The organism is Kitasatospora sp. NPDC059327 (genome assembly GCF_042752535.1).
Classification (GTDB): Bacteria; Actinomycetota; Actinomycetes; order Streptomycetales; family Streptomycetaceae; genus Kitasatospora.
This window is the reverse complement of the sequence record NZ_JBHYYB010000046.1, coordinates 40,891-60,935: the sequence shown is the minus strand read 5'-3', so window position 1 is coordinate 60,935 and position 20,045 is coordinate 40,891. Positions and strand designations below refer to the sequence as shown.

17 protein-coding genes are annotated in these 20,045 nt (G+C 73.6%); 8 read left to right on the top strand and 9 right to left on the bottom strand.

The annotated features are described in order from the left end of the window. Positions 1–33: 33 nt before the first annotated feature. A complete protein-coding gene (locus ACFXHB_RS25860) occupies positions 34–1,536 on the top strand; it encodes a GAF domain-containing protein (RefSeq protein ID WP_380577003.1) in 1,503 nt (500 codons plus the stop codon). Here the strand turns inward: ACFXHB_RS25860 and ACFXHB_RS25855 are convergent. Further along, positions 1,488–1,988 (bottom strand): SsgA family sporulation/cell division regulator, encoded by a 501-nt coding sequence (locus ACFXHB_RS25855; RefSeq protein WP_380577002.1) that lies wholly within the window; start codon positions 1,986–1,988, stop codon positions 1,488–1,490. The two genes, ACFXHB_RS25860 and ACFXHB_RS25855, sit on opposite strands and share 49 nt — an antisense overlap. A gap of 404 nt (positions 1,989–2,392) precedes the next feature. On the opposite strand from ACFXHB_RS25855, the gene ACFXHB_RS25850 reads away from it, so the two are divergent. The 3 genes from ACFXHB_RS25850 to ACFXHB_RS25840 all read left to right on the top strand — a co-directional run bounded on the left by ACFXHB_RS25850 (position 2,393) and on the right by ACFXHB_RS25840 (position 5,572). Continuing rightward, on the top strand, positions 2,393–3,661 hold the full coding sequence (locus ACFXHB_RS25850) for a hypothetical protein (RefSeq protein ID WP_380577001.1): 1,269 nt from the start codon (positions 2,393–2,395) through the stop codon (positions 3,659–3,661). A 152-nt stretch (positions 3,662–3,813) separates the two neighbouring features. Next, positions 3,814–5,004 carry a TerD family protein gene (locus tag ACFXHB_RS25845; RefSeq protein ID WP_380577020.1) on the top strand — a complete coding sequence of 397 codons (1,191 nt, stop codon included), beginning with the start codon at positions 3,814–3,816 and terminating at the stop codon, positions 5,002–5,004. Positions 5,005–5,083: 79 nt separating this feature from the next. After that, positions 5,084–5,572: a GNAT family N-acetyltransferase gene (locus tag ACFXHB_RS25840; protein WP_380577000.1), complete on the top strand. Its 489-nt coding sequence runs from the start codon at positions 5,084–5,086 to the stop codon at positions 5,570–5,572. Positions 5,573–5,591: 19 nt separating this feature from the next. Here ACFXHB_RS25840 and ACFXHB_RS25835 read toward each other — a convergent pair whose 3' ends face one another. Next, on the bottom strand, positions 5,592–6,284 hold the full coding sequence (locus tag ACFXHB_RS25835; RefSeq protein ID WP_380577019.1) for an RraA family protein: 693 nt from the start codon (positions 6,282–6,284) through the stop codon (positions 5,592–5,594). A 160-nt stretch (positions 6,285–6,444) separates the two neighbouring features. Here ACFXHB_RS25835 and ACFXHB_RS25830 point away from each other — a divergent pair, with 160 nt between their 5' ends. Next, entirely contained in the window at positions 6,445–7,038 is a 594-nt protein-coding gene (locus ACFXHB_RS25830; protein WP_380576999.1) for a Uma2 family endonuclease, read from the top strand. A gap of 68 nt (positions 7,039–7,106) precedes the next feature. Here ACFXHB_RS25830 and ACFXHB_RS25825 read toward each other — a convergent pair whose 3' ends face one another. After that, positions 7,107–8,036 carry a proline dehydrogenase family protein gene (locus ACFXHB_RS25825; protein WP_380576998.1) on the bottom strand — a complete coding sequence of 310 codons (930 nt, stop codon included), beginning with the start codon at positions 8,034–8,036 and terminating at the stop codon, positions 7,107–7,109. A 124-nt stretch (positions 8,037–8,160) separates the two neighbouring features. Continuing rightward, positions 8,161–9,789: an L-glutamate gamma-semialdehyde dehydrogenase gene (gene pruA / locus ACFXHB_RS25820; protein WP_380576997.1), complete on the bottom strand. Its 1,629-nt coding sequence runs from the start codon at positions 9,787–9,789 to the stop codon at positions 8,161–8,163. A 297-nt stretch (positions 9,790–10,086) separates the two neighbouring features. Between pruA and ACFXHB_RS25815 the strand changes: the two genes are divergently transcribed. Beyond that, complete coding sequence (locus ACFXHB_RS25815) at positions 10,087–11,688, top strand: PucR family transcriptional regulator (RefSeq protein ID WP_380576996.1); 1,602 nt, start codon at positions 10,087–10,089, stop codon at positions 11,686–11,688. Between the two features lie 150 nt (positions 11,689–11,838). Here the strand turns inward: ACFXHB_RS25815 and ACFXHB_RS25810 are convergent, their stop codons facing one another. Then, complete coding sequence (locus ACFXHB_RS25810) at positions 11,839–13,320, bottom strand: alkaline phosphatase PhoX (protein ID WP_380576995.1); 1,482 nt, start codon at positions 13,318–13,320, stop codon at positions 11,839–11,841. A gap of 301 nt (positions 13,321–13,621) precedes the next feature. Further along, positions 13,622–14,758, bottom strand: coding sequence for a hypothetical protein (locus ACFXHB_RS25805; RefSeq protein WP_380576994.1), 1,137 nt, complete (start codon positions 14,756–14,758; stop codon positions 13,622–13,624). Between the two features lie 221 nt (positions 14,759–14,979). Here ACFXHB_RS25805 and ACFXHB_RS25800 point away from each other — a divergent pair, with 221 nt between their 5' ends. Next, positions 14,980–15,423 (top strand): VOC family protein, encoded by a 444-nt coding sequence (locus tag ACFXHB_RS25800; protein ID WP_380576993.1) that lies wholly within the window; start codon positions 14,980–14,982, stop codon positions 15,421–15,423. Between the two features lie 31 nt (positions 15,424–15,454). Here the strand turns inward: ACFXHB_RS25800 and ACFXHB_RS25795 are convergent, their stop codons facing one another. Further along, a complete protein-coding gene (locus tag ACFXHB_RS25795) occupies positions 15,455–17,110 on the bottom strand; it encodes a hypothetical protein (RefSeq protein WP_380576992.1) in 1,656 nt (551 codons plus the stop codon). 366 nt (positions 17,111–17,476) lie between these two features. On the opposite strand from ACFXHB_RS25795, the gene ACFXHB_RS25790 reads away from it, so the two are divergent. Further along, the gene (locus ACFXHB_RS25790; protein WP_380576991.1) at positions 17,477–18,814 is read left to right on the top strand and encodes an MFS transporter; all 1,338 of its coding nucleotides are present in this window, start codon (positions 17,477–17,479) and stop codon (positions 18,812–18,814) included. Positions 18,815–18,873: 59 nt separating this feature from the next. On the opposite strand, the gene ACFXHB_RS25785 is transcribed toward ACFXHB_RS25790, so the two are convergent. Then, the gene (locus tag ACFXHB_RS25785) at positions 18,874–19,482 is read right to left on the bottom strand and encodes a Uma2 family endonuclease (RefSeq protein WP_380577018.1); all 609 of its coding nucleotides are present in this window, start codon (positions 19,480–19,482) and stop codon (positions 18,874–18,876) included. Positions 19,483–19,657: 175 nt separating this feature from the next. Further along, entirely contained in the window at positions 19,658–20,038 is a 381-nt protein-coding gene (locus tag ACFXHB_RS25780; protein WP_380576990.1) for a metal-sulfur cluster assembly factor, read from the bottom strand. Positions 20,039–20,045: the final 7 nt, after the last annotated feature.

Genomic DNA, 20,045 nt, shown 5'->3' with positions numbered 1-20,045 from the left:
CGCGCCCTCGATCGGCGGCGAGGAGCAGGACGAGTGCGGCAAACCGGACGGCAGACCCGACGGGCCGGGCCCCGAACTCCGTCGACCTCGGCGGAGCTGGCCAGGCTCCACGACCGCACCCTGACCGAACCCGTGACCCGCGGCCCGGCCCGGGAGACCGACCCGACCGACACCGAACAGCCGCTGTCCGGACCCCGTCCCGAGATCGGCGACTCCTGGGCCCGCCTGCGCCGGCTCGGCCTGGACCCGGACGCCGGCGCCGCCACCGTCCACCTGGGCCCCGCCGAGGTGGAGCACCGCCGCCGCGCCAGCGGCCTCGACGTCCTGCTGCCGGTCCTGCGCGACACCTTGCTGGACCCGGCCGACCACGTCCCGCTGATCCTCGCCATCGCCGACGCCGAGGGCCACGTCCTCTGGCAGGAGGGCGAACGCGGCCTGCGCCGCAGCGCCGACCGGATCGGCTTCCTCACCGGCGCCCGCTGGATCGAGGAGAGCGTCGGCACCAACGGCATCGCCTCCGCGCTGCGCGCCCAGCGGCCGATGCAGGTCCACTCCGCCGAGCACTACCTGCGCAGCCACCACTCCTGGACGTGCGTCGCCGCCCCCGTGCACGACCCCGGCACCGGCCGGCTGGTCGGGGCCATCAACCTCAGCGGTCCGGCCACCAGCGTCCGGCCCTACCTCCTGCAACTGACCGCCACCGCGGCCCGGCTCGCCGAGACGGAGCTGCGGGCCCGCCGCCTGGAGTCGCTGCACCACCTGCGCACCCTGGCCGCCCCGCTGCTGGCCCGGGTGAACGGCCCGGCCCTGGTGGTCGACGCCGCCGGCTGGATCGCCTGCGCGGCCGGCCTGCCGTCACCCGTCCGACTGCGACTGCCCGCCGAGGGCTGGAGCTCGACCGCCGTGCACTGGCTGCCCGGCCTCGGCGAGTGCGTCATCGAGCCGCTCGCCGACGGCTGGCTGGTCCGGCCGGTGCGCCAACTGGACGGCGAGCGGGCCGGGGAGGGCGCCGCCGCGGTGACCGCCGAGCAGGCCGAGGGGGCCCGGCTCCGGCTCGACCTGCGCCGGCCGGACCGCCCCGAGCTGTCGGTGCGCGGCGCCGCCGGCAGCTGGTCGCACGCGCTGAGCCCGCGGCACGCCGAACTGCTGCTGCTGCTCGCCACCGAGCGCGCCGGGCACAGCGCGGCGCAGCTCGCCGACGCGCTGTTCGGCGATCCGGCCCGCACGGTGACGGTCCGGGCCGAACTGTCCCGGCTGCGGCGCTACCTGGGCGGACTGCTGGCTCACCGGCCGTACCGGTTCGCCGAGTCGGTCCTGGTCACCGTGGACGGACCGGACGACCCGTACGACCTGCTGCCGGTCTCCTCCGCGCCGGCCGTGCGCCGACTGCGGGCGGGCCTGGCCTCGGGCGCCGTCCGGCTGCCGGGGGCTCCCCCGTTACCGGGACCGCGCGCCCCGGGCGACGCGGTCACCGCGGCGGCGGGACATCAGCCACCGGCCAGCAGCGCGGACAGCTGGGCGTCGGTCGGGCCGTAGGTCTGCTCGGCCGCCTCCGAGACCAGGGCGTACGTCCGGTCCAGCCACGCCTGCACCTTGGGCTTGGAAACCTCCAGCAGCGCGCTGCCGTGAGGGGACTCAAGCGCCAGGTGCAACGTCGAGCCGTGGCACGGGCAGTAGGCCGGCCACAACTTGACGTCGCCCTGGCCGCTCAACGAGCGCAGGCCGTCGCGCAGCAGATCACGCGAGAACACCCAATCGGCCTCGTCCGGCCGGCCCAGATGGAACGTCAGCAGCACCTCGTACGGGCGCTCGGCGTCGAACCGGAATCGCGTCCGCACCTCGCCGACCACTTCCTCGCCCAACGAGATCCGCAGCGTCAGCACCTCCTCCACCGCCGCCGGAGCGGCGGTGGAGCCTGCCTCATCGCCGCCCGTGGGGGTGGCGGCGAGAGGGGCACTGGAGGGTGCTGACAGCGGGTCGGACGGCATGACGGTCTCTCCGGGACGGCGTGGGATGCCCCCAGCCTGCGCCACCACCGGCCGGACGGGCAAGGGTTGCAAGGAGGTTGCAATAATCCCCGTGCCCGCCGGTGACTCCTTACCCACTCCGCCGCGACCTTGTCAGACGGACCGTCAACTTCCGTTCAGGGAAAGGCTGTCCACGGAGTGGATCGATCCTTCCCAAGGTCTGGCCAGGGCCCGGGCGCCCGCTGGTACGCTCGTCCCCCTGTCGGCGCGGGCCCCCGCGCGTCCATCGGCGGACCCGCACGAGCGACCCCGGACGACCCCGGGCGAGCCGGCGGAAGTCCGCCCATGACGGCGATTCGGGCACGTCGGCCGCGCGTGGGAGAATGCGGCGAGTTCGACGACGGCTTCGGGGAGGGAGGGTCGGGGTGGCTCCGCGCGAGGAGATCGGGCAGCACACACAGCGCGAGCGGCACGGGCGGCACGGCCGGCCGAAGCCGTTCGGCGGCCGGCTCCGGCTGCCGACCCTGCGGTTCTCCGGCGCCGCGATGGCGATGTCCACCGTGGTCGGCATCAGCATCGCGACCACCTGGCTGCTCCACGAGCAGCAGGGGGTCGGCCGCCGGGCCGGGGTGGCCCGGGTCGGGTCGAGCCCGCCGCCCACCCCCGGCAGCGACCGCGCCGACCTCGCCTCGGCCCCCGACACCGCGCGCGCGTCGACGCCGCCGGCGCCCTCCGGACGGCCCACCGTCCGCCCCTCGGGCCCGACCGCGTCCGATTCGCACGTCTCGTACCCGCCCGTCTCCGGCGTCCCCGCGCCGCGCCCGCCCGCCACGGGCACGACGCTGCCGCTCGCCGAGGGCCGCAGCGTCGACCGGGGGCCCGTCGACGCCCCGACGCCGGGCGCCGTCGTCCCCTCCTCCCCGCAGGACGGTCCCTGGACCACCGCCGAGCGGCCTCCCGCGAACCGGCCGCCGTACCAGCAGCCCGGTCTCCCGGACTCCGCCGTCCCGCCGGCCCCGTCGCCGTCACCGGCCCGCCCGTTCGCACCCGAACTCCGGCCGACCGGGGCGCCGACCGACGACTGGACCACCGCCCGGCCGGGGACGTCGGAGCCCCCACCGACCCCGGCGCTACCGGGTGGCCGGGACGACGACGGGACCGACCCGGATCCGGACGGCACCGTCGACGACGCGCTCACCGGATCCGCCCTGGTCCAGCCGCTCGGCCGCGACGGCACCCGCCACGTCCTCACCCTGACCGTGACCGAGCCGCTCACCGCGCTCCAGGCCGAACTCCGGCTCGCTCCCGGCGAACCGGCCCCCGACGGCGTCGACGCCACCGCCTGGACCGACCTCGCCGGCGCCGTGGTCACCACCCTCCACGAACGCGGCACGCTGGTCTGCCGCTTCACCACCCCGGCGGGTACCGACGTCCCGCCCGGCCGCTACACCTTCGGTGTCCGCAGCGGCCTCCCCGCCACCGCGCCCGCCACCGGCGCACCCGCGTCGGCGGCGCCGTCGGCGTCGGCGCCGTCCCCGTTCGCGCCCGCACCGGCCGCCCCCCGCCCCGGGGAGAGCACACCGGACGGCCCGCGCAAGGCCGCCCCGGCCGAGAGCTGGAGCGCCTCCGCGTTCGGCATCCACCGCCCCCGGGCCGTCGCCGCGCTGGGGACGTTCGCCGCCCCGGCGAGCTGACCGACCGTCCGACAACCCGACAGGTCACCGCCTTGATCGGGCTCGTCTCGACAACCCCGTTCGTTACTGTGGGTACCACTCGGCACGGCGGCCCCGACTCGGGTCCCGCACGCCGTGCCACCGCATCCGAGGAGGAGTTCGTGTCCACGGTCCTGACCCAAGGCGGCAACGCCCCGCTGACCGCCGCGCGGGTGACCGTCGAGGTCACCGCACCCAAGGCGCTGGACGTCTCCGGCCTGCTCCTGACCGATGCCGGAAAGGTGCGCTCGGACGCCGACTTCGTCTTCTTCAACGCTCCGAACGGCCCCGGTGTCACCCACCGCCCGGCCTCTGGCGGCACCCCGGACGCGATCACCATCGACACCTCCGCCGTCCCCGCCGGCATCACCAAGATCGTCGTCACGGCGAGCCCCGACGAGTCCGGTGCCACCTTCGCCGGCATCGAGCCGACCGCGACCGTCCGGGACGCCGACTCCGGCCAGGTCCTGGTCACCTTCACCGCGCCGCAGCTGGGCCGCGAGACCGCGCTGATCGTGGTCGAGGTCTACCAGCGCAACGGCGCGTGGAAGGTCCGCGCGGTCGGCCAGGGCTACGCCGACGGCCTGGCCGGCATCGCCACCGACTTCGGTGTCACGGTGGAGGACGAGCCCGCCCCCGCGGCCGCCACCCCCGTGGCCGCCCCGGTCGCCCCGCCGATGCCGCAGAGCGCTCCCCCGATGCCGCCGGCCCCGCCGGCACCGCCCGCCGCCGCGGCGCCGAGCCTCACCAAGGTCACCCTGGACAAGGGCCGGGTGAGCCTCACCAAGGGCGGCTCGGTCTCGCTGGAGAAGAACGGCAAGCCCTTCCTCTCCTCCGTCCGGATGGGCCTCGGCTGGGAGCCCGCCGGTCGCGGCCGCAACATCGACCTGGACGCCTCCTGCATCGCCTTCGACGCCAAGCGCGAGAAGATGGACACCGCCTGGTTCATGAAGCTGGGCATCTTCAACGGCTCCGTGGTCCACTCCGGCGACAACCTCACCGGCGAGGGCGGCGGTGACGACGAGTCGATCACCGTCCACCTCGACGGCCTGCCGCCCGAGGTCTGCGGCCTGGTCTTCGTGGTCAACTCCTTCTCCGGCCAGAAGTTCACCGAGGTCAAGAACGCCTACTGCCGCCTCACCGACGCGGGCTCCGGCCAGGAACTGGTCCGCTTCGACCTCACCTCGTCCGAGCCGCACACCGGCGTGGTGATGTGCAAGCTGGTCCGGCAGTACTCCGGCGAGTGGGTGATGACCGCGATCGGCGAGTACGTGGACGCCAAGACCGCCCGCGCCATGGTCAAGCCCGCCGCCTCGATGCTCTGACCCCCCGGGTGCCCGGGCCCGCCGCCCGGGCACCCGAAAACGGCTGGTCACCGTCCGGACGACCTGACATCCTGTCCGGGTGCTGATCAGGGAAGCCACCCCCGAGGACTGGCCGTCCGTCTGGCCGTTCTTCCACACCATCGCCGCCGCCGGCGAGACGTTCACCTACCCGCTCGACCTGACCTTCGAGCAGGGGCGTGACTGGTGGCTCCTTCCCGCGCCGCACCGCACCGTGGTGGCCGTCGCCGAGGACGGCACCGTCCTCGGCAGCGCCAAGATGAACCGCAACCACCAGGGCAACGGCTCGCACATCGCGAGCGCCAGCTACATGGTCGACCCGGCGCACTCCGGCCGGGGCGTCGGGCGCGCCCTCACCGAGTACACCCTGGACTGGGCACGGGCGGCGGGCTACCGGGCCATGCAGTTCAACGCGGTGGTGGCCTCCAACGAGCGCGCGGTAGGGCTCTACCGGTCACTCGGCTTCGAGATCCTGGGCACCCTCCCGGAGGGCTTCCGCCACCCCGTCCACGGCTACGTCGGCCTGCACGTCATGCACCGCGCGCTCTGAACCCCGGCCCGCCGCCGCGCTACTCCTCGATCGCGCCGCCGACCCGGCGCAGATGCTGCCGGAAGCTGTACGACGGGTCCACCGCCCGGCGCGCCAGGTAGTCGTCGAACGCGGTCTGCCGGCGCAGCGTGTCGCCGGAGCGGATCCGCTCCGCCTGCGCGCGCTCGGTCCGCGCGATCCCGGCGGCTGCCTCCAGCACCTCGGCCACCCGCGCGGCCGGTACGAACAGCAGGCCGTCGGCGTCCCCGAACACCACGTCCCCGGCGCTCACCAGGTGCGCCCCGAACCGCGCGGTGACCAGCGCCTCCGGCTCGCGCGGGTCGAGCCGCACCGGTCCGAGCGGCAGGGCGCCGTAGCTGAACAGCGGCAGCCCGATCTCCACCAGCTCCGACGTGTCCCGGTGCAGACCCCACACCGCCACCCCGGCCACCCCGGCGGACCGCGCCTCCAGCACCGCGAGGTCGCCGAGGCAGGCCTCGTCGACCCGCCCACCGTTGTCGACCACCAGCACGTCCCCGGGCTCGGCCGCACAGAACGCCTCCAGGAACACATCCACGCTCCCGTAGTGCCGCACCGGCAGCACCCGCCCCGCGACCCGGGCCCCCGCCACCACCGGGGCGATCCCCGCCGGCGCCGCCCGCAACTCCACCCCCAGCCGCACGCACGCGTCCGCCACCAACGGCGTCGACAGTTCCGCGAAGGCCTTCAGCACCACAGTCACCTGCCCAACTCGACCTGACCCGACCACGGTTCACCAGCACGGCGATCCTAGGGCGACCGACACGCTCACACCATCGAGTGAAAGAGCGCCGTACACGGCATACTTCGCCGAATCCTCGACTAGCGTGACGGGCACCTGAAGGAGGGGCATCATGAGTGCTGTGGCGCATGAGCAACCGATCTCGGAGTCCCCGTCGGAGGAAGACATCCTCCTGGAGGGGTTCCTGAGCCTGCACTCCCCCGAAGGCTTCCGGGCCGAGCTCATCGAGGGAGAGATCATCGTGACACCACCGCCGGACGGCGATCACGAGGATTACATCAGCCATCTGGTCAAGCAGGTCATCCGAAAGTCCGCTACGGACATGAGCGTCTCCGGTGGCAAGGGCCTCCGTCTGGCGAGCGGCGGACTCTGCCCCAAGAACCACGTCGTCCCCGATGCGACCTTCGCTCCGGAGGAGCTCCGCCTGTTCCGCGGCGCCCCCTCCTGGATGGACCCGAAGGGCGTCGCCATGGTCGCCGAGGTGACGTCCACCAAGCCCGACCAGGACCGGATCGCCAAGCGGCACTGCTACGCCCGCGCCGCGATCCCGCTCTACCTGCTCATCGACCGCGACAAGTCCCAGGTCAGCATCTTCGGCAAGCCGCTCCGCGACGAGTACACCGAGGTCCACCTGGCGCCCTTCGGGCAGCCGCTCGACCTGCCCGCCCCCTTCGGCTTCGAGCTCGACACCAAGCCCTTCCTGTAGGCCCGGAGACGACGAACGGCCCGCACCCCCCTTCCACAAGGGGTGCGGGCCGTTCGCGGTCCGGTGCCTCAGCCCCGCGTCGCCATGGCGCGCAGGAAGAAGGTCAGGTTGGCCGGGCGCTCGGCCAGCCGGCGCATGAAGTAGCCGTACCACTCCTCGCCGTAGGGCAGGTACACCCGCATGGTGTTGCCCTCGCCGGCCAGGCGCAGCTGCTCCTCGGGGCGGATGCCGAACAGCATCTGGTACTCGAAGGAGTCGCGCTTGCGGCCGTTCCACTGGGCGAGCTGGCCGGCGATCTTGATCATGTTGGGGTCGTGCGAGGCGATCATCGGGTAGCCCTCGCCGGCCATCAGGACCTTCAGCGCGCGGACGTACGCCAGGTCCACCTCGTGCTTGCCCTGGAAGGCGACCGATTCGGGCTCCTTGTAGGCGCCCTTGCACAGCCGCACCCGGGAGCCGGCGCCGGCGAACTCGCGGCAGTCGGCCTCGGTGCGGCGCAGGTAGGCCTGGAGCACGACGCCCAGCCAGGGGAAGTCGACCCGCAGCTCGCGCGCGATGGCGAGGGTGGAGTCGGTGGTGGTGTGGTCCTCCATGTCGAGGGTCACCGTGGTGCCCGCGTCGGCGGCCGCCTCACAGATCCGGCGGGCGTTCTCCAGCGCGATCTTCTCGCCGTCCACCGGGAGGAACTGGCCGACGGCCGACAGCTTCACCGAGACCTCGGCGCCGGCCGCCAGGCCGGTGTCCTTGAGCGCGGCGAGCAGGTGCTCGTACGCCTCGGCGGTCCCGGCGGCCTGGGCGGCGTCCTTGGTGTCCTCACCGAGGTGGTCCAGGGTGACCTTGCGGCCGGTGGCGACCAGGTCGTCGCAGGCGGTGACGGCGTCGTCGAGGGCCTCGCCGGCGACGAACCGCTCGACTATCGCGTGGGTCGGCGGGAACTTCTCGACAACGGTGCGGACCTGCGGGGAGCGGGAGGCCGCGAGAAGGGCGGAACGGAGCATCGTGACTCCTGGAGCTGGTGCTTCTAAGGGTGGCAGAAGAGAGGGCGGGGGCGGGCGGCCGGGGGGGTGGGGCCGCCCGCCCCCGGGGACGCCCGGCTGCGGGACCGGGCGTCGGCGGGGCAGGTCAGCCCATGTGCGGGTAGCGGTAGTCCGTCGGCGGGACGAAGGTCTCCTTGACCGAACGGGTCGAGGTCCAGCGCGCCAGGTTCTGCTTGGCGCCGGCCTTGTCGTTGGTCCCGGACGCCCGGCCGCCGCCGAAGGGCTGCTGGCCGACGACCGCGCCGGTCGGCTTGTCGTTGATGTAGAAGTTGCCGGCCGCGAACCGCAGCTTGTGCATCGCGTCCTGGGCCGCCGCGCGGTCCTGGGAGATGATCGAGCCGGTCAGGCCGTACGGCGACACCGACTCCATCTGGGCCAGCATCTGCTCGTAGTTCTCGTCCTCGTAGACGTGCACGGCGAGGATCGGGCCGAAGTACTCGTCCTTGAAGTACTCGGCGGCCGGGTCCTGGCAGACCAGCACGGTCGGGCGGACGAAGTAGCCCACCGAGTCGTCGTACGTGCCGCCGGCCAGCACCTCGACCGACGAGTCCGCCTGGGCCCGGTCGATCGCGGCCTTGTTCTTGGCGAAGGAGCGCTCGTCGATGACGGCCGACATGAAGTTCGACAGGTCGCTGACGTCGCCCATGGTGAGGCCCTCGACCTCGTCGCGGAAGGCGTCCTTGAGGCCGGCCCACAGCGAGGCGGGGACGTACGCCCGGGAGAGCGCCGAACACTTCTGGCCCTGGAACTCGAAGGCGCCGCGGGTCATCGCGGTCTTCAGCACGGCCGGGTCGGCGGACGGGTGGGCGACCAGGAAGTCCTTGCCGCCGGTCTCGCCGACGATCCGCGGGTAGGTGCGGTAGCCGGCGATGTTCTCGCCGACCGTGCGCCACAGGTGCTGGAAGGTCGCGGTGGAGCCGGTGAAGTGGATGCCCGCCAGCGCCGGGTGCTTCAGCGCGACGGCGGAGACGTCCAGGCCGTCGCCGGTCACCATGTTGATGACGCCCTTGGGCAGCCCGGCCTCCTCCAGCAGTTGCATCAGCAGGTGCGCGGAGAACTGCTGGGTCGGGGACGGCTTCCAGAGCACCACGTTGCCCATCAGCGCCGGCGCGGTCGGCAGGTTGCCGGCGATGGCGGTGAAGTTGAACGGCGTGATCGCGTAGACGAAGCCCTCCAGCGGGCGGTGGTCGCTGCGGTTCCAGACGCCGTCCGAGGAGATCGGCTGCTCGGCCAGGATCTGCCGGGCGAAGTGCACGTTGAAGCGCAGGAAGTCGACCAGCTCGCAGGGGGTGTCGATCTCGGCCTGCTGGGCGGTCTTGGACTGGCCGAGCATGGTGGCGGCGGCCAGCGTCTCGCGCCAGGGGCCGGCCAGCAGGTCGGCGGCGCGCAGGAAGATCGCGGCGCGGGAGTCGAAGGAGAGCGCCTGCCAGGCCGGGGCCGCGGCCAGGGCAGTGTCGATGGCGTCCTGCGCGTCGGCCTGGGTGGCGTTGCGCAGAGTGCCGAGCCTCGCCGCGTGGTTGTGCGGCTGGACGACGTGGATCTCGGTGCCGCCGCCGAGGCGACGCTCACCGTTGATCGTCATGGTCAGCTGGACCGGCTCCTGGCCGCCCAGCTCCTTCAGCTTGGCCTCCAGGCGAGCCCGTTCCGGGCTCCCGGGGGCGTAGCTGTGGACCGGCTCGTTCACCGGCGCGGGGACCTGGGTCACAGCATCCATGAGCGCACGCTCTCCTTCGGTTCATGCGGGATGCCGACGCGGGTCGCACGTCGGCCACAGGACGAACGCTATTCCTGCACCGGGCCCCACTTGTTTGGCCGGGCGGCTAAAGTCCCCCGTACGGCGTTGTCCAGCCCGACGAAGGGGTCACAGGGCGGTCACGGCCGCCGGCGCGCGAGCGGTGGCGCGGGCGGTGCCGGTCCACCGGTCGGGGACCGGCCGCTCACCGCCCCGCGTGCTGTCCGCCCGGCTAAAATCGGCGGTACGCCGTTGTCCGTCCGCATGAAGGAGCCGCCGGTGTCCCAGCCCGCCGGCCTCCCGCTCCGTCAACTGCTGATGTCCCTCGGCGAACCGCTGGTCGAGCTCCAGGCCGCCCCCCAGGGGCTGGACGTCCCGGTCCGCGACGTCGCGATCCTCGACCCCGAGGACCCTCCCACCGCCGCTCCCGGCGAACTCGTGCTCGCCATCGGCGCGCGGGGCCGGGCCGCGCTCCCGGCCCTGCGCGCGGCCGGCCGGGCCGGCGCCGCCGCCGTCGCCGTCAAGCTGGACGGCCCGGGCCAGGCCGACGCGCTGCGGGAGGCGGCCACCGAGGCGGGCGTCGCCCTGCTCTCCGTCCGCCGGGAGACCCGCTGGGAGCACCTGGACTCGCTCGCCCGCGCGATCATCGCCGGACCGAACACCCCGGACGCCCCGGGCGCGCCCGAGCACAACGCGGGCGACCTCTTCTCGCTCGCCCAGACCGTCGCCGTGCTCACCCACGGCATCGTCTCGATCGAGGACACCTCCAGCCGGGTGCTGGCCTACTCCCGGTCCTCCGACTCCGACGAGGTGGACGACCTCCGCCGGCTCTCCATCCTCGGCTGGCAGGGCCCCGAGCCCTATCTCTCGAAGCTCCGCGAGTGGGGCATCTTCCAGCACCTGCGCACCTCGGACTCGGCGATCGCGGTCGACCCGCACCCGGAGCTCGGCCTGCGCCGGCGCCTGGCGATCGGCATCCGGACCGGGGCCCAGCCGCTCGGGACGATCTGGGTGCAGGAAGGCGCCCAGCCGCTGGCGCCGCTCGCCGAGCAGGCGCTGGTCGGCGCGGCCCGGGTCGCGGCGGCCCAGCTGGTCCGGCGGCGGCGGGAGCTGTCGGCGGACGTCCGGCTGACCCGCACGCTGCTCACCGGTCTGCTGGAGGGCTCGACCGGACCGCAGTCGCTCGCCACCCACCTGGGCCTGGACCTGCGCCGCCCGGCCACCGTGCTGGCGTACAGCGCCCCGACCACCGAGGCGCTCACCCGCGCCGAGGTGACCGGCCTGATCTCGGTGCACACCGCCGCCCGCCATCGCGGTGCGCTGCTCGCCCCGATCGAGTCCCGGGTCTACGTGCTGCTGCCGGAGCTGCCGGCCGGTCTGCCGATGACGACGGTCCGCGACTGGGCGCGCGAGGTGGTCGAGGCGGCCCGGGACCACCTGGGTGTCCCGTTGCGGGCGGCGATCGGCTCGACGGTGGACGGTCTGGCCCAGGTGCCCGCCTCCCGGGCCCAGGCGGACCGGATCCTGGACGCCATGGGGCGCGGCGGGGTGGACCTGGAGGTCGCGGCCCTGATCGACGTCCAGGCGGAGGTCCTGGTCAGCGAGATGCTCGCGCTGCTGCAGGAGCGCTCGGGCCTGCGGGACCCCCGGCTGACCGCGCTGACCGCGTACGACCGCCGGCACGGCACCCGGCTCGCGGAGTCGGTGCTGGCCTGGCTGGACGCGCTCGGCGAGGTCCGGGTCGCGGCGGACGCGCTGCACATCCACCCCAACACGCTGCGGTACCGGGTGCGCCGGGCCGAGCAGCTCACCGGCGTCGACCTCGCGCAGCCGCAGCAGCGGCTGCTGGCCATGCTCCAGCTGCGACTGCCGCCGGAGTAGGCCCGCGGCCCGGCCGGCCGGGCTCGGAGTGACGTGCCCGCGCGCCGGTGGCCGGACGCCGGGAGGGGCCCGCCAAACCGGGGAGGGGCCCGCCGAGCAGGGGAGGGGCCCGCCGAAGCGAACCCCTCCCCTCACCGCGGTGCTACCGGATCAGGCGCCGTAGCCCTGACCGCGCTTGTGCTCGTTCAGGCGGTGCCAGGGGCCGGTGATGGCCAGCTGGATGCCCGGGGTCTGGATGTTGGCGAAGAGCGTCTTGCCGTCGTCCGAGAAGGTCACCCCGGTGAACTCGCTGAACTCCGGCTTCTCGGCGGTGCCGATGTTCAGCTCGTTGCGGGCGATCGGGTAGGTCAGCCCGTCCTCGGTGGCGCCGAACAGGTGCGAGACACCCTCGCCGTCCTCGGCGATCACGATGCCGCCGTACGGCGAGACGGTGATGTTGTCCGGGCCGTCGAAGTTGTCGTGGTCGCCCCAGACGTCGGTGTTCACGCCGAGCAGCACCTTCAGGGTGATGGTGCGGCGGACCGGGTTGAAGAACCAGACCTGGCCGTCGTGCTGGAGCGGGCTCTCCGAGCGGGCGAAGCTGGAGACGAAGTAGAAGCCGCCGTCACCCCACCACATGCCCTCCAGCTTGCGGGCGCGGGTGACCTCGCCGTCCTTGAACTGCTTGCGGACCGAGACGGTCCGGGCGTCGCGGTCCTGGACCTTGACCCAGTCCACGCCGTAGGTGGTGCCGACCTTGGTGGCGCGCGACAGGTCGTCGATGAACTTGCCCTGCGCGTCGAAGACCTTGAAGGCCTCCAGCGTGCCGGCGTCGGCGGCCAGCTTGCGGAGCTGGTAGCGGCCGTGCTTGAAGCCGGCCGGCGGGGTCCAGCGGAAGAGCAGTCCGTTGGGGTTCGAGGCGTCCTCGGTCAGGTAGACGTGACCGCGCTTCGGGTCCACCACGACGGCCTCGTGCGCGTAACGGCCGAAGGCCTTCACGGGCTGCGGGTCGCGGTTGTAGTCGTCGTCGAACGGGTCGACCTCGAAGATGTAGCCGTGGTCCTTGGTGAAGCCGTTCTTGCCGGCCTTGTCCTCGGTCTCCTCGCCGGACAGCCAGGTGCCCCAGGGGCTCACGCCACCGGCGCAGTTGGTGGCGGTACCGGCGATGCCGACCCACTGCTCGACCGTGCCGTTGCGCTTGGCGTGCACGATGGTGCAGCCACCGGCCGCGCCCGGGTCGTAGACGTGACCCTCGGTCAGCGGCACCGGGTGGGGCCAGTTGGCGCGGGCGCCGCCCAGCTCGTGGTTGACGACCAGCAGGTTGCCGCCGCGCTCGTCCTCGAAGGCGGAGGTGCCGTCGTGGTTGCTGGGGGTGAACTCGCCGGTGCGCAGCTTGGTGACGCCGGCCCGGTTCACCACCTTGTAGCTGAAGCCCTTGGGCAGGGCGAGCAGCTTCTCCGGGTCGGCGGCCAGCGGGCCGTAGCCGACGGCGGCGCGCTCGGCGTCGGCCGTCGCGGCGTCCTGCACCTCACCGCCGACCGGAGCGGCGATCGCGCCCGGGGCGCTGGCCAGCGCCTCGGCGCTACCGGCGATCAGGACGCCGGCCCCGACGAGGGTGGAACGGTTGACGAAGTCCCGGCGGGACAGCGACATGTGAGTCACTCCTGAGAGGTGGGCCGCCGACCGGGACGGAGCCCGGTGCGTGGCGTGCGAGGTGTCGAGGCAGGTCGTCGACGCCAGCAGACTCCGCCGGTGCGATGAACGCCCGATGAAGCGGATACCTCGTCAAAGTGTTCATTTGCCGACTGTATTCGAATGCATGACCAGCCCTTTGCCATGCGCACCACAGGTCACAGCGCCGCGACACCTCGCCACCGACCCGCGCGGCACCCGCGTGCCACTCCGAACGGCACCCCACCGCGCGCCGCTGCGCCGCGCCGCCGGACGGCCCCGATCACCGCCCCGCGCGGGCCGCCCGCCACTGCTCCCAGGCCGCGAGCCAGAGCTGCTCGCCGAGCCGCTGTCCCTCCCAGTCGTCGCCCGCCCCGGCCGCCCGGTCCCGCCAGAGCTGCTCCCAGGCGCGCTGCGCGGGCAGGCTGGCCACCTCGCTGGCGAACACGGTGTAGCGGATGACCTCCTCGACCGCGGCCACCCCCTCCGCCGTACCGACCACCCACTGGGTCTGCTGGGAGAGCCGGTTGAGGTGGTTGACCATCGCCGTCACCGACGCGACCGCCTCCTCGCGGCTCTCCGAGCCGAGCCGCATCTGCCGGCGCACCGCGGCCTCCCAGCGCAGCGCGCCGGTCTCGCCGCGCAGCCCGCGCGGCAACCGGGGCGTCCGGCCGGCCCGGACCTGCGCCTCGATCGCGGCGGACTCGGCGACGCAGTGCTCGATCAACGTCCGGTGCGCCTCCAGCCCGGTCGACGGCGCGAGTTCGCGCTCCTCGACCGGGACGTACCGGGCCCGGCGGGCGGCCAGGCCGCGCAGCAGCGCCGTCCGGCCGCGCAACTGCCGCTCGACGTCCCCGATCGGTGCCAGTTCGAGACTGCCCGGCGCCACCCCGCGCCCGCAGACGGTGACGGTCAGCCCGGCCACCCGGAACCGGCCCGCCCAGACCGGGCCGGCGCCGGGGGTGGCACCGAGACCGGGCACCGGGGCGTCCGGTCGACCCCAGAGGTCACGCAGGTCCTCGTGGACCTCCACCGCGCACGGCTCGCCGCCGACGGTGATCCACTCGCGCAGCGCCCGGACCCGGCCCGGGCCGTCCCCCTCGTCGACGCCGAGCTGCTCGTAGACCCGGTCACGCTCGTCCTCGACCACGTCCTCCAGCTCGGGCAGCGCACCGGGCCGGTCGGCGCCGGGCCGGTAGGTGCGCACGGTGACGTACGGGCCGTCGGCACAGGTCCAGTCGCCGGAGCAGACCTCGACCCAGGACAGCCGGCCGTCACAGGTCTCGAACGCGGCCAGCGCGTCACCGTCCGGGTCCACCCCCCGGACGACGCCGTACACCGGGAAGTCGGCCGCGGCCAGGGTGTGACGGGAGAACTCCTCCTGGTCCGCGAAGCGGTCCTCCCGTCCGCACGGGTCCATCCACCGCGCGCCGTCCCCCCGGAGTCCGTCCTGCCTGCCACCGCTCTCCCGCGTCATCCCGCGCCGCACCCCCGTGTCCTCGTCGCCCTCGCAGCCTGCGGGACACCCTACGTGGCCCGACCTGCCGGGTCATCAGCTCCTTTGCCCCGCCAGGTGGATCGATACCCGGGTCACCGTGTCAGGGCACCTGTTTGTCAGTCCCGCTTCCTACGCTGTCGGGCATGACAGCGACCCAGGACTTTCCCGCCCGCATCAGCATCGTCACCCTCGGGGTGACGGACCTCGACCGCAGCGCCCGCTTCTACGAAGGCCTCGGGTGGCGCCGTTCCACGGTCTCCAGCCCGGAGATCGTCTGGTTCCGCACCGCCGACTCGGTGCTCGGCCTCTTCCCGAGCGACGAGCTGGCCGCCGACGCGGGCGTCCCCGCGCTCGGCGAGCCGTCGTTCCGGGGTGTCACCCTCGCGGTGAACCTGGAGTCGCCCGAGCGGGTCGACGCCGCCCTGAGGGCGGCCGTCGACGCCGGCGCCACGGTGGTCAAGCCCCCGGCCGCGACCAGCTGGGGCGGCTACTCCGGCTACTTCGAGGACCCGGACGGCCACCTGTGGGAGCTGGCCCACAACCCGTTCTTCCCCTTCACCGAGGACGGCTCGCTGGACCTCCCGTGACCGGCCGGGCGCACCGGCCCCCGCCGCCGCCTCAGCTCTTCGAACGCGCCTTGAAGGCCGCCTTGCGCGCCTCCTTGGCCACCGTCCGGTCCAGGTGCAACTCGCCGACCGCCTCCAGCACGTCCGCCGTGTACGGGTGGTCGACCCGCCACAGCTCGCCGAAGTAGCTCGCCGGATTGCCGGTCACCGGCAGGTCGGCGATCAGCTCGCGCAGCAGTTCGGCGTCGCCGCCGGTGTCGAGCAGCTGGGCGGCGAAGGTGTCGACCACCGTCCACAGCGCCATCCCGCGCTCCGGGGCGGGCACGTCGGTGACGCCGACACCGGTCAGCCAGGCCCGCGCGGCCCCGCCCAGCTCCGGGTCGTCCAGCACCTCCCGGGCGGCGGGCTCGGCGGGCCGGCCGATCATGCCCAGTGCCAGCCCGCTGAGCATCCGGCGCATCGGGGCGTACGCGTCATTGCCGCGCGAGGCCGCCAGCAGCTCGCGCGCCGCCGCCACCGGCTCCCGGCCGGTCACCCAGACCTGCAGTTCCTCGTCGGGCAGCACATTGGCGGCCTCGCAGATCCCGCGGAGCAGCTCGGCGGCGTCGCCCTGGGCCAACTCACCGACCAGCGGCGCGTCGTAGCCGTCCTCCAGCAGCCACTGGCGGATGCCGTACTGACCGAGCGGGGTGAGCCGGACCAGGCCGAAGCGGGCCGACTCCTCCTCGTCCAGCGGCTCCTCGCCGACCGCGACGCCGACGGGCTCCTGCCCCTCCTCCTCGTCGAACAGCTCCGGGTCGATCGGCCGGTAGTCCAGCACACCGAGTTCGGCGAGGTCACCCAGCATCGGGTCGAGCGCGACCATCACATCGGTGATGTCGCCGAGCAGCTCCTCGCTCGGCTCCTCCCCCTCCGGGACGACCAGCAGGGCGGCCAGCACCCCCAGCGGCACGGTCTCCGCGCCGGGATCGGCGAAGGCGGTGGTCTCGTAGAGCACCTGGAGCGCCTCGTCGAGCAGCTCGGCGGCCTCCTCCCGGGCCTCCTCGACCCGCGCCAGCCGCTCCTCGTCCTCCTCGTCCGGCTCCTCGGCGGCCCCCGCCCGCTCGGCCGCCTCCTCGGCGGCCTCCTCCTCCGGCAGCGAGTCGGCCTCCACGGCCAGCTCCCGGACGATCCCGGCGGCGGTCAGCCAGAGCTCCAGGACGGTCTCCGCGTCCCCCTCCTCGGCCGGCTCCAGATCCGGACCGGGCACGGCCACGTGCGCGCCGGCGGCGGTGGTGCCGATCTCGACGAGGTCGAGGTCACAGGCCAGCGACCAGGCCCGCATCGCCTCGACCACGGCCTCCTCCGGCACCTCGCCCTCCTCGGGCGCGAGGCCGAGCAGCCGGGCGGCCGGCTCGCGGTCCGGACCGGTGAGGTCGCCGAACTCGTCCACCTCCCGGTGCGGGGCCGCCCAGCGGGCCAGCTTCAGCGCGAACCCGAACATCGGCACGGCCTTCGCCTGTTCGACCAGCTCGGACTCGGCCGGCAGCCGCACCGGCGGCACCAGCACGGCCGCGTCGTCCAGGTCCTCGTCGTCCAGCCCGTGCGCGGCGAACGCCCCGTACAGGTCCTGCAGCTCCAGGTCGGCGGGCAGCACCGCGCCGACCGCCCCCTCGTCCGGCGCACCCGCCGACGAAGCCCCAGCGTTCTTACGACGTCGTCCGGCCATGGTTGCGCGCTCTCCCTACCGCCAGCGGTCGGCCGATCCGTTCCGGCCGCCGTGGACCAGCTCCCTGTGCCGGTCCGCTACCTCAGCGTATAGGCCGGGCACCCCCGATGCCCGGCCTCCCGGGGCGCGCGCCGCAACCATGCGCCCACCCCTTATCCTTCGAATCGGTACCGCGCACACCCCGCACGGGCCACCGGGCAACGAAGCCCCCTCCGCCCTCCTCGCCCGCTACCGGGTGGGAGGGTCCCATGCTCACCCGCTCCACCAGGGAGCCCCGCACCGAGGCCACCACCACAGCGCCCCCGGACGGGCGTGCCGGCACACCCCGCCGACCTTGGTGGTGCCCGGCCACAGGAGACCCCTGCCATGGCGGACCTCTCCCCTGCCGGCTCCGGCCTGCGCACCGCGCAGTTCGACGGACGCCGACTGTCGGAGGCCCTGCTTCCCCTGGAGCTCGCGCCACGCGCCCAGCTCCAGCTCGCCGCGATAAGCCGCTGGAACGCGCTGCGCGGTGTCCGTGTCGGCCTCGTCGCCGGCGCCCTCCTCCTCATGCTGATCGGTGCCAACCTGGCCACGCCGATCTACCCGCTGCTCCAACAGCGGCTCTCGCTGACCGCGCTCGACACCACGATCCTCTTCACGGTGTACGTGTTCGCGCTGGTGCCGGTGCTCGCCGTGGTCGGCCACTGGTCGGACCACCTCGGCCGCCGCGCGCTGATCCTGCCCGCCGTGACCCTGGCCGCCGCCGGCGACGCCGTCTTCGCCACCTCGGACAGCTTCTGGCAGCTCGCCCTCGGCCGCGCCGTCCAGGGCATCGCGGTGGGCCTGTCCACCGGAGCCGCCGGGGCCGCCCTCGGCGACCTGCTGCCCGACCGCCCCACGCTGGCCGCCAAGCTCACCCTGGCGTGTTCGGCGGGCGGCGTGGCGCTCGGCCCGGTGGTCGGCGCCCTGCTGGCCGGCGGATCCGACCCGCTGCTGACGCCCTTCCTGCTGCACGCCGTCGCCCTGCTCGCGCTCTGTGTGCCGCTCGCCCTGGTCCACCCCCGGATGCCCGGCCGCGACCGCCCGCCGGCCTCCCCGCCGCGCATCACCACCCCGGCGCACCTGCGCCCGCAGCGCCTCGCCCTGCCGACCACCGGCCGTCGCGAGTTCCTGCACGCCTCGGCCGCCGGCTTCATCTCCTACGCGGTCTTCGGCGTCTACCTCAGCCTGGCCCCGGCCTTCTCCGCCAAGCTGCTGCACACCGACTCCCGGCTGACCGGCGCCGTGGTGGCCGCGCTGCTGCTCGGCTCCTCCGCCGTCGCCCAGCTGCTCGTCCCGCCGACCGCCGACCGTCTGGTCATCGCCCTCGGCATGACCGGTCTCGCGGCCGGCCTCGGCCTGGTCGTCACCGCCCAGTACACCGGCACACCGGCGCTGCTGTTCATCGGCAGCGTCCTCGGGGGCGCCTGTCAGGGCGTCGCCTTCCGCTCGCTGTTCACCACCGCGGTGGCCGCGATGAACCCGGAGCGCCGGGGCTCCGAACTCAGCTCGCTCTGGGTCATCGTGTACCTCGGCAGTTCGCTGCCGATCGTCGCCGTCGGCGCGCTCGTCCAGGCCTACGGCCTGCTCCCGGCCACCAGCGGCTTCGTCGGCCTCGCCGCCCTGCTCTGCGTCGGCCTGGCCCTCGCCGTGGCCCGCAGGCCCCGCACCGCCGCCGCCTGACCGGCAGGCACGCCGCCGCCCGGGACGGATACCGTTCCGGGCGGCGGCGTTCTCACGGGCTACACCGCCCAGGGCTTCCAGGTGTCCGTGACGATCTCGAACCCGAAGGGCGCCGGCAGCCGCACCGGCTCACCGAACTTCCACTCGCCGAGCACCCGGTAGCTCCCCTCACCGCGGTCCGGCTCACCGAACAGCGTGATGCCGGGCTGCCGCGGGTCACGCTCCACCAGCAGGTAGTAGGGCACCCCGGTCCGCGCGTACCCGCTCCACTTGGTGGGCTTGAGCCGGCGGCCGAGCACGGGCCGGCGGTCGTTGTGCGCGTTGGAGGAGGATGTCACCTCGACGAGGAGGCTGACCTCGTGCGCTCCCAGATTCAGCACGTTGTCCGCCACACCGCGCCGCTCCACCTCGGCGTCCACCACGACGAGGTCCGGGATGTAGCCGTCCCCGATCTCCACGAGGTCGAGGTTGATCGTTTGAACCACCCGCCAAGGGCAGCCCGGATCATTGAAGCGGGCATGTTCGATGCCCCGCTGAATGTCCGAGAGAATCACCGCATGGACGAACACAGGCGCCGGTGACACGACGAACTCCCCTCCGATCACCTCGACCCGTGTGCCGTCGTCCGGAATGCGCAGGAACTCACCCAGCTCACCCCGGACCCACATGGCATACGGGGAGGCGGGCAACGTCCAGTGCCCGATTGCTTCCACAGCCATCCCGTCGCTCCCTTCGCGGTCGCGGCACCAGCGTGGCCGCCCGTTCGCAGATATACCACTGCCGCGCGAATGCTTCCCCCGAAGGAGAGACTCGCGCGGCAGTGGGTTGACGAAGGCCCGTCGGTCAGACGTTGAAGCCGAGGGCGCGGAGCTGGTCGCGACCGTCGTCGGTGATCTTGTCCGGGCCCCACGGCGGCATCCAGACCCAGTTGATCCGCAGGTCCTGGACGAGGCCGTCGGTGGCCGTCCTGGCCTGGTCCTCGATGACGTCGGTCAGCGGGCAGGCCGCCGAGGTGAGCGTCATGTCGATGGTGGCCACGTCGGACTCGTCGATGTGGATGCCGTAGATCAGGCCCAGGTTGACGACGTCGATGCCCAGCTCGGGGTCGACGACGTCCATCAGGGCCTCGGTCAGGTCCTCGACGGAGACGGTTCCGGCGGTGGTGCCGACGATGACGGTCGGACCCTCCTCTGCGGAAGGGGCGGGCGTCGCGGTGTCACTCATGGTCTGT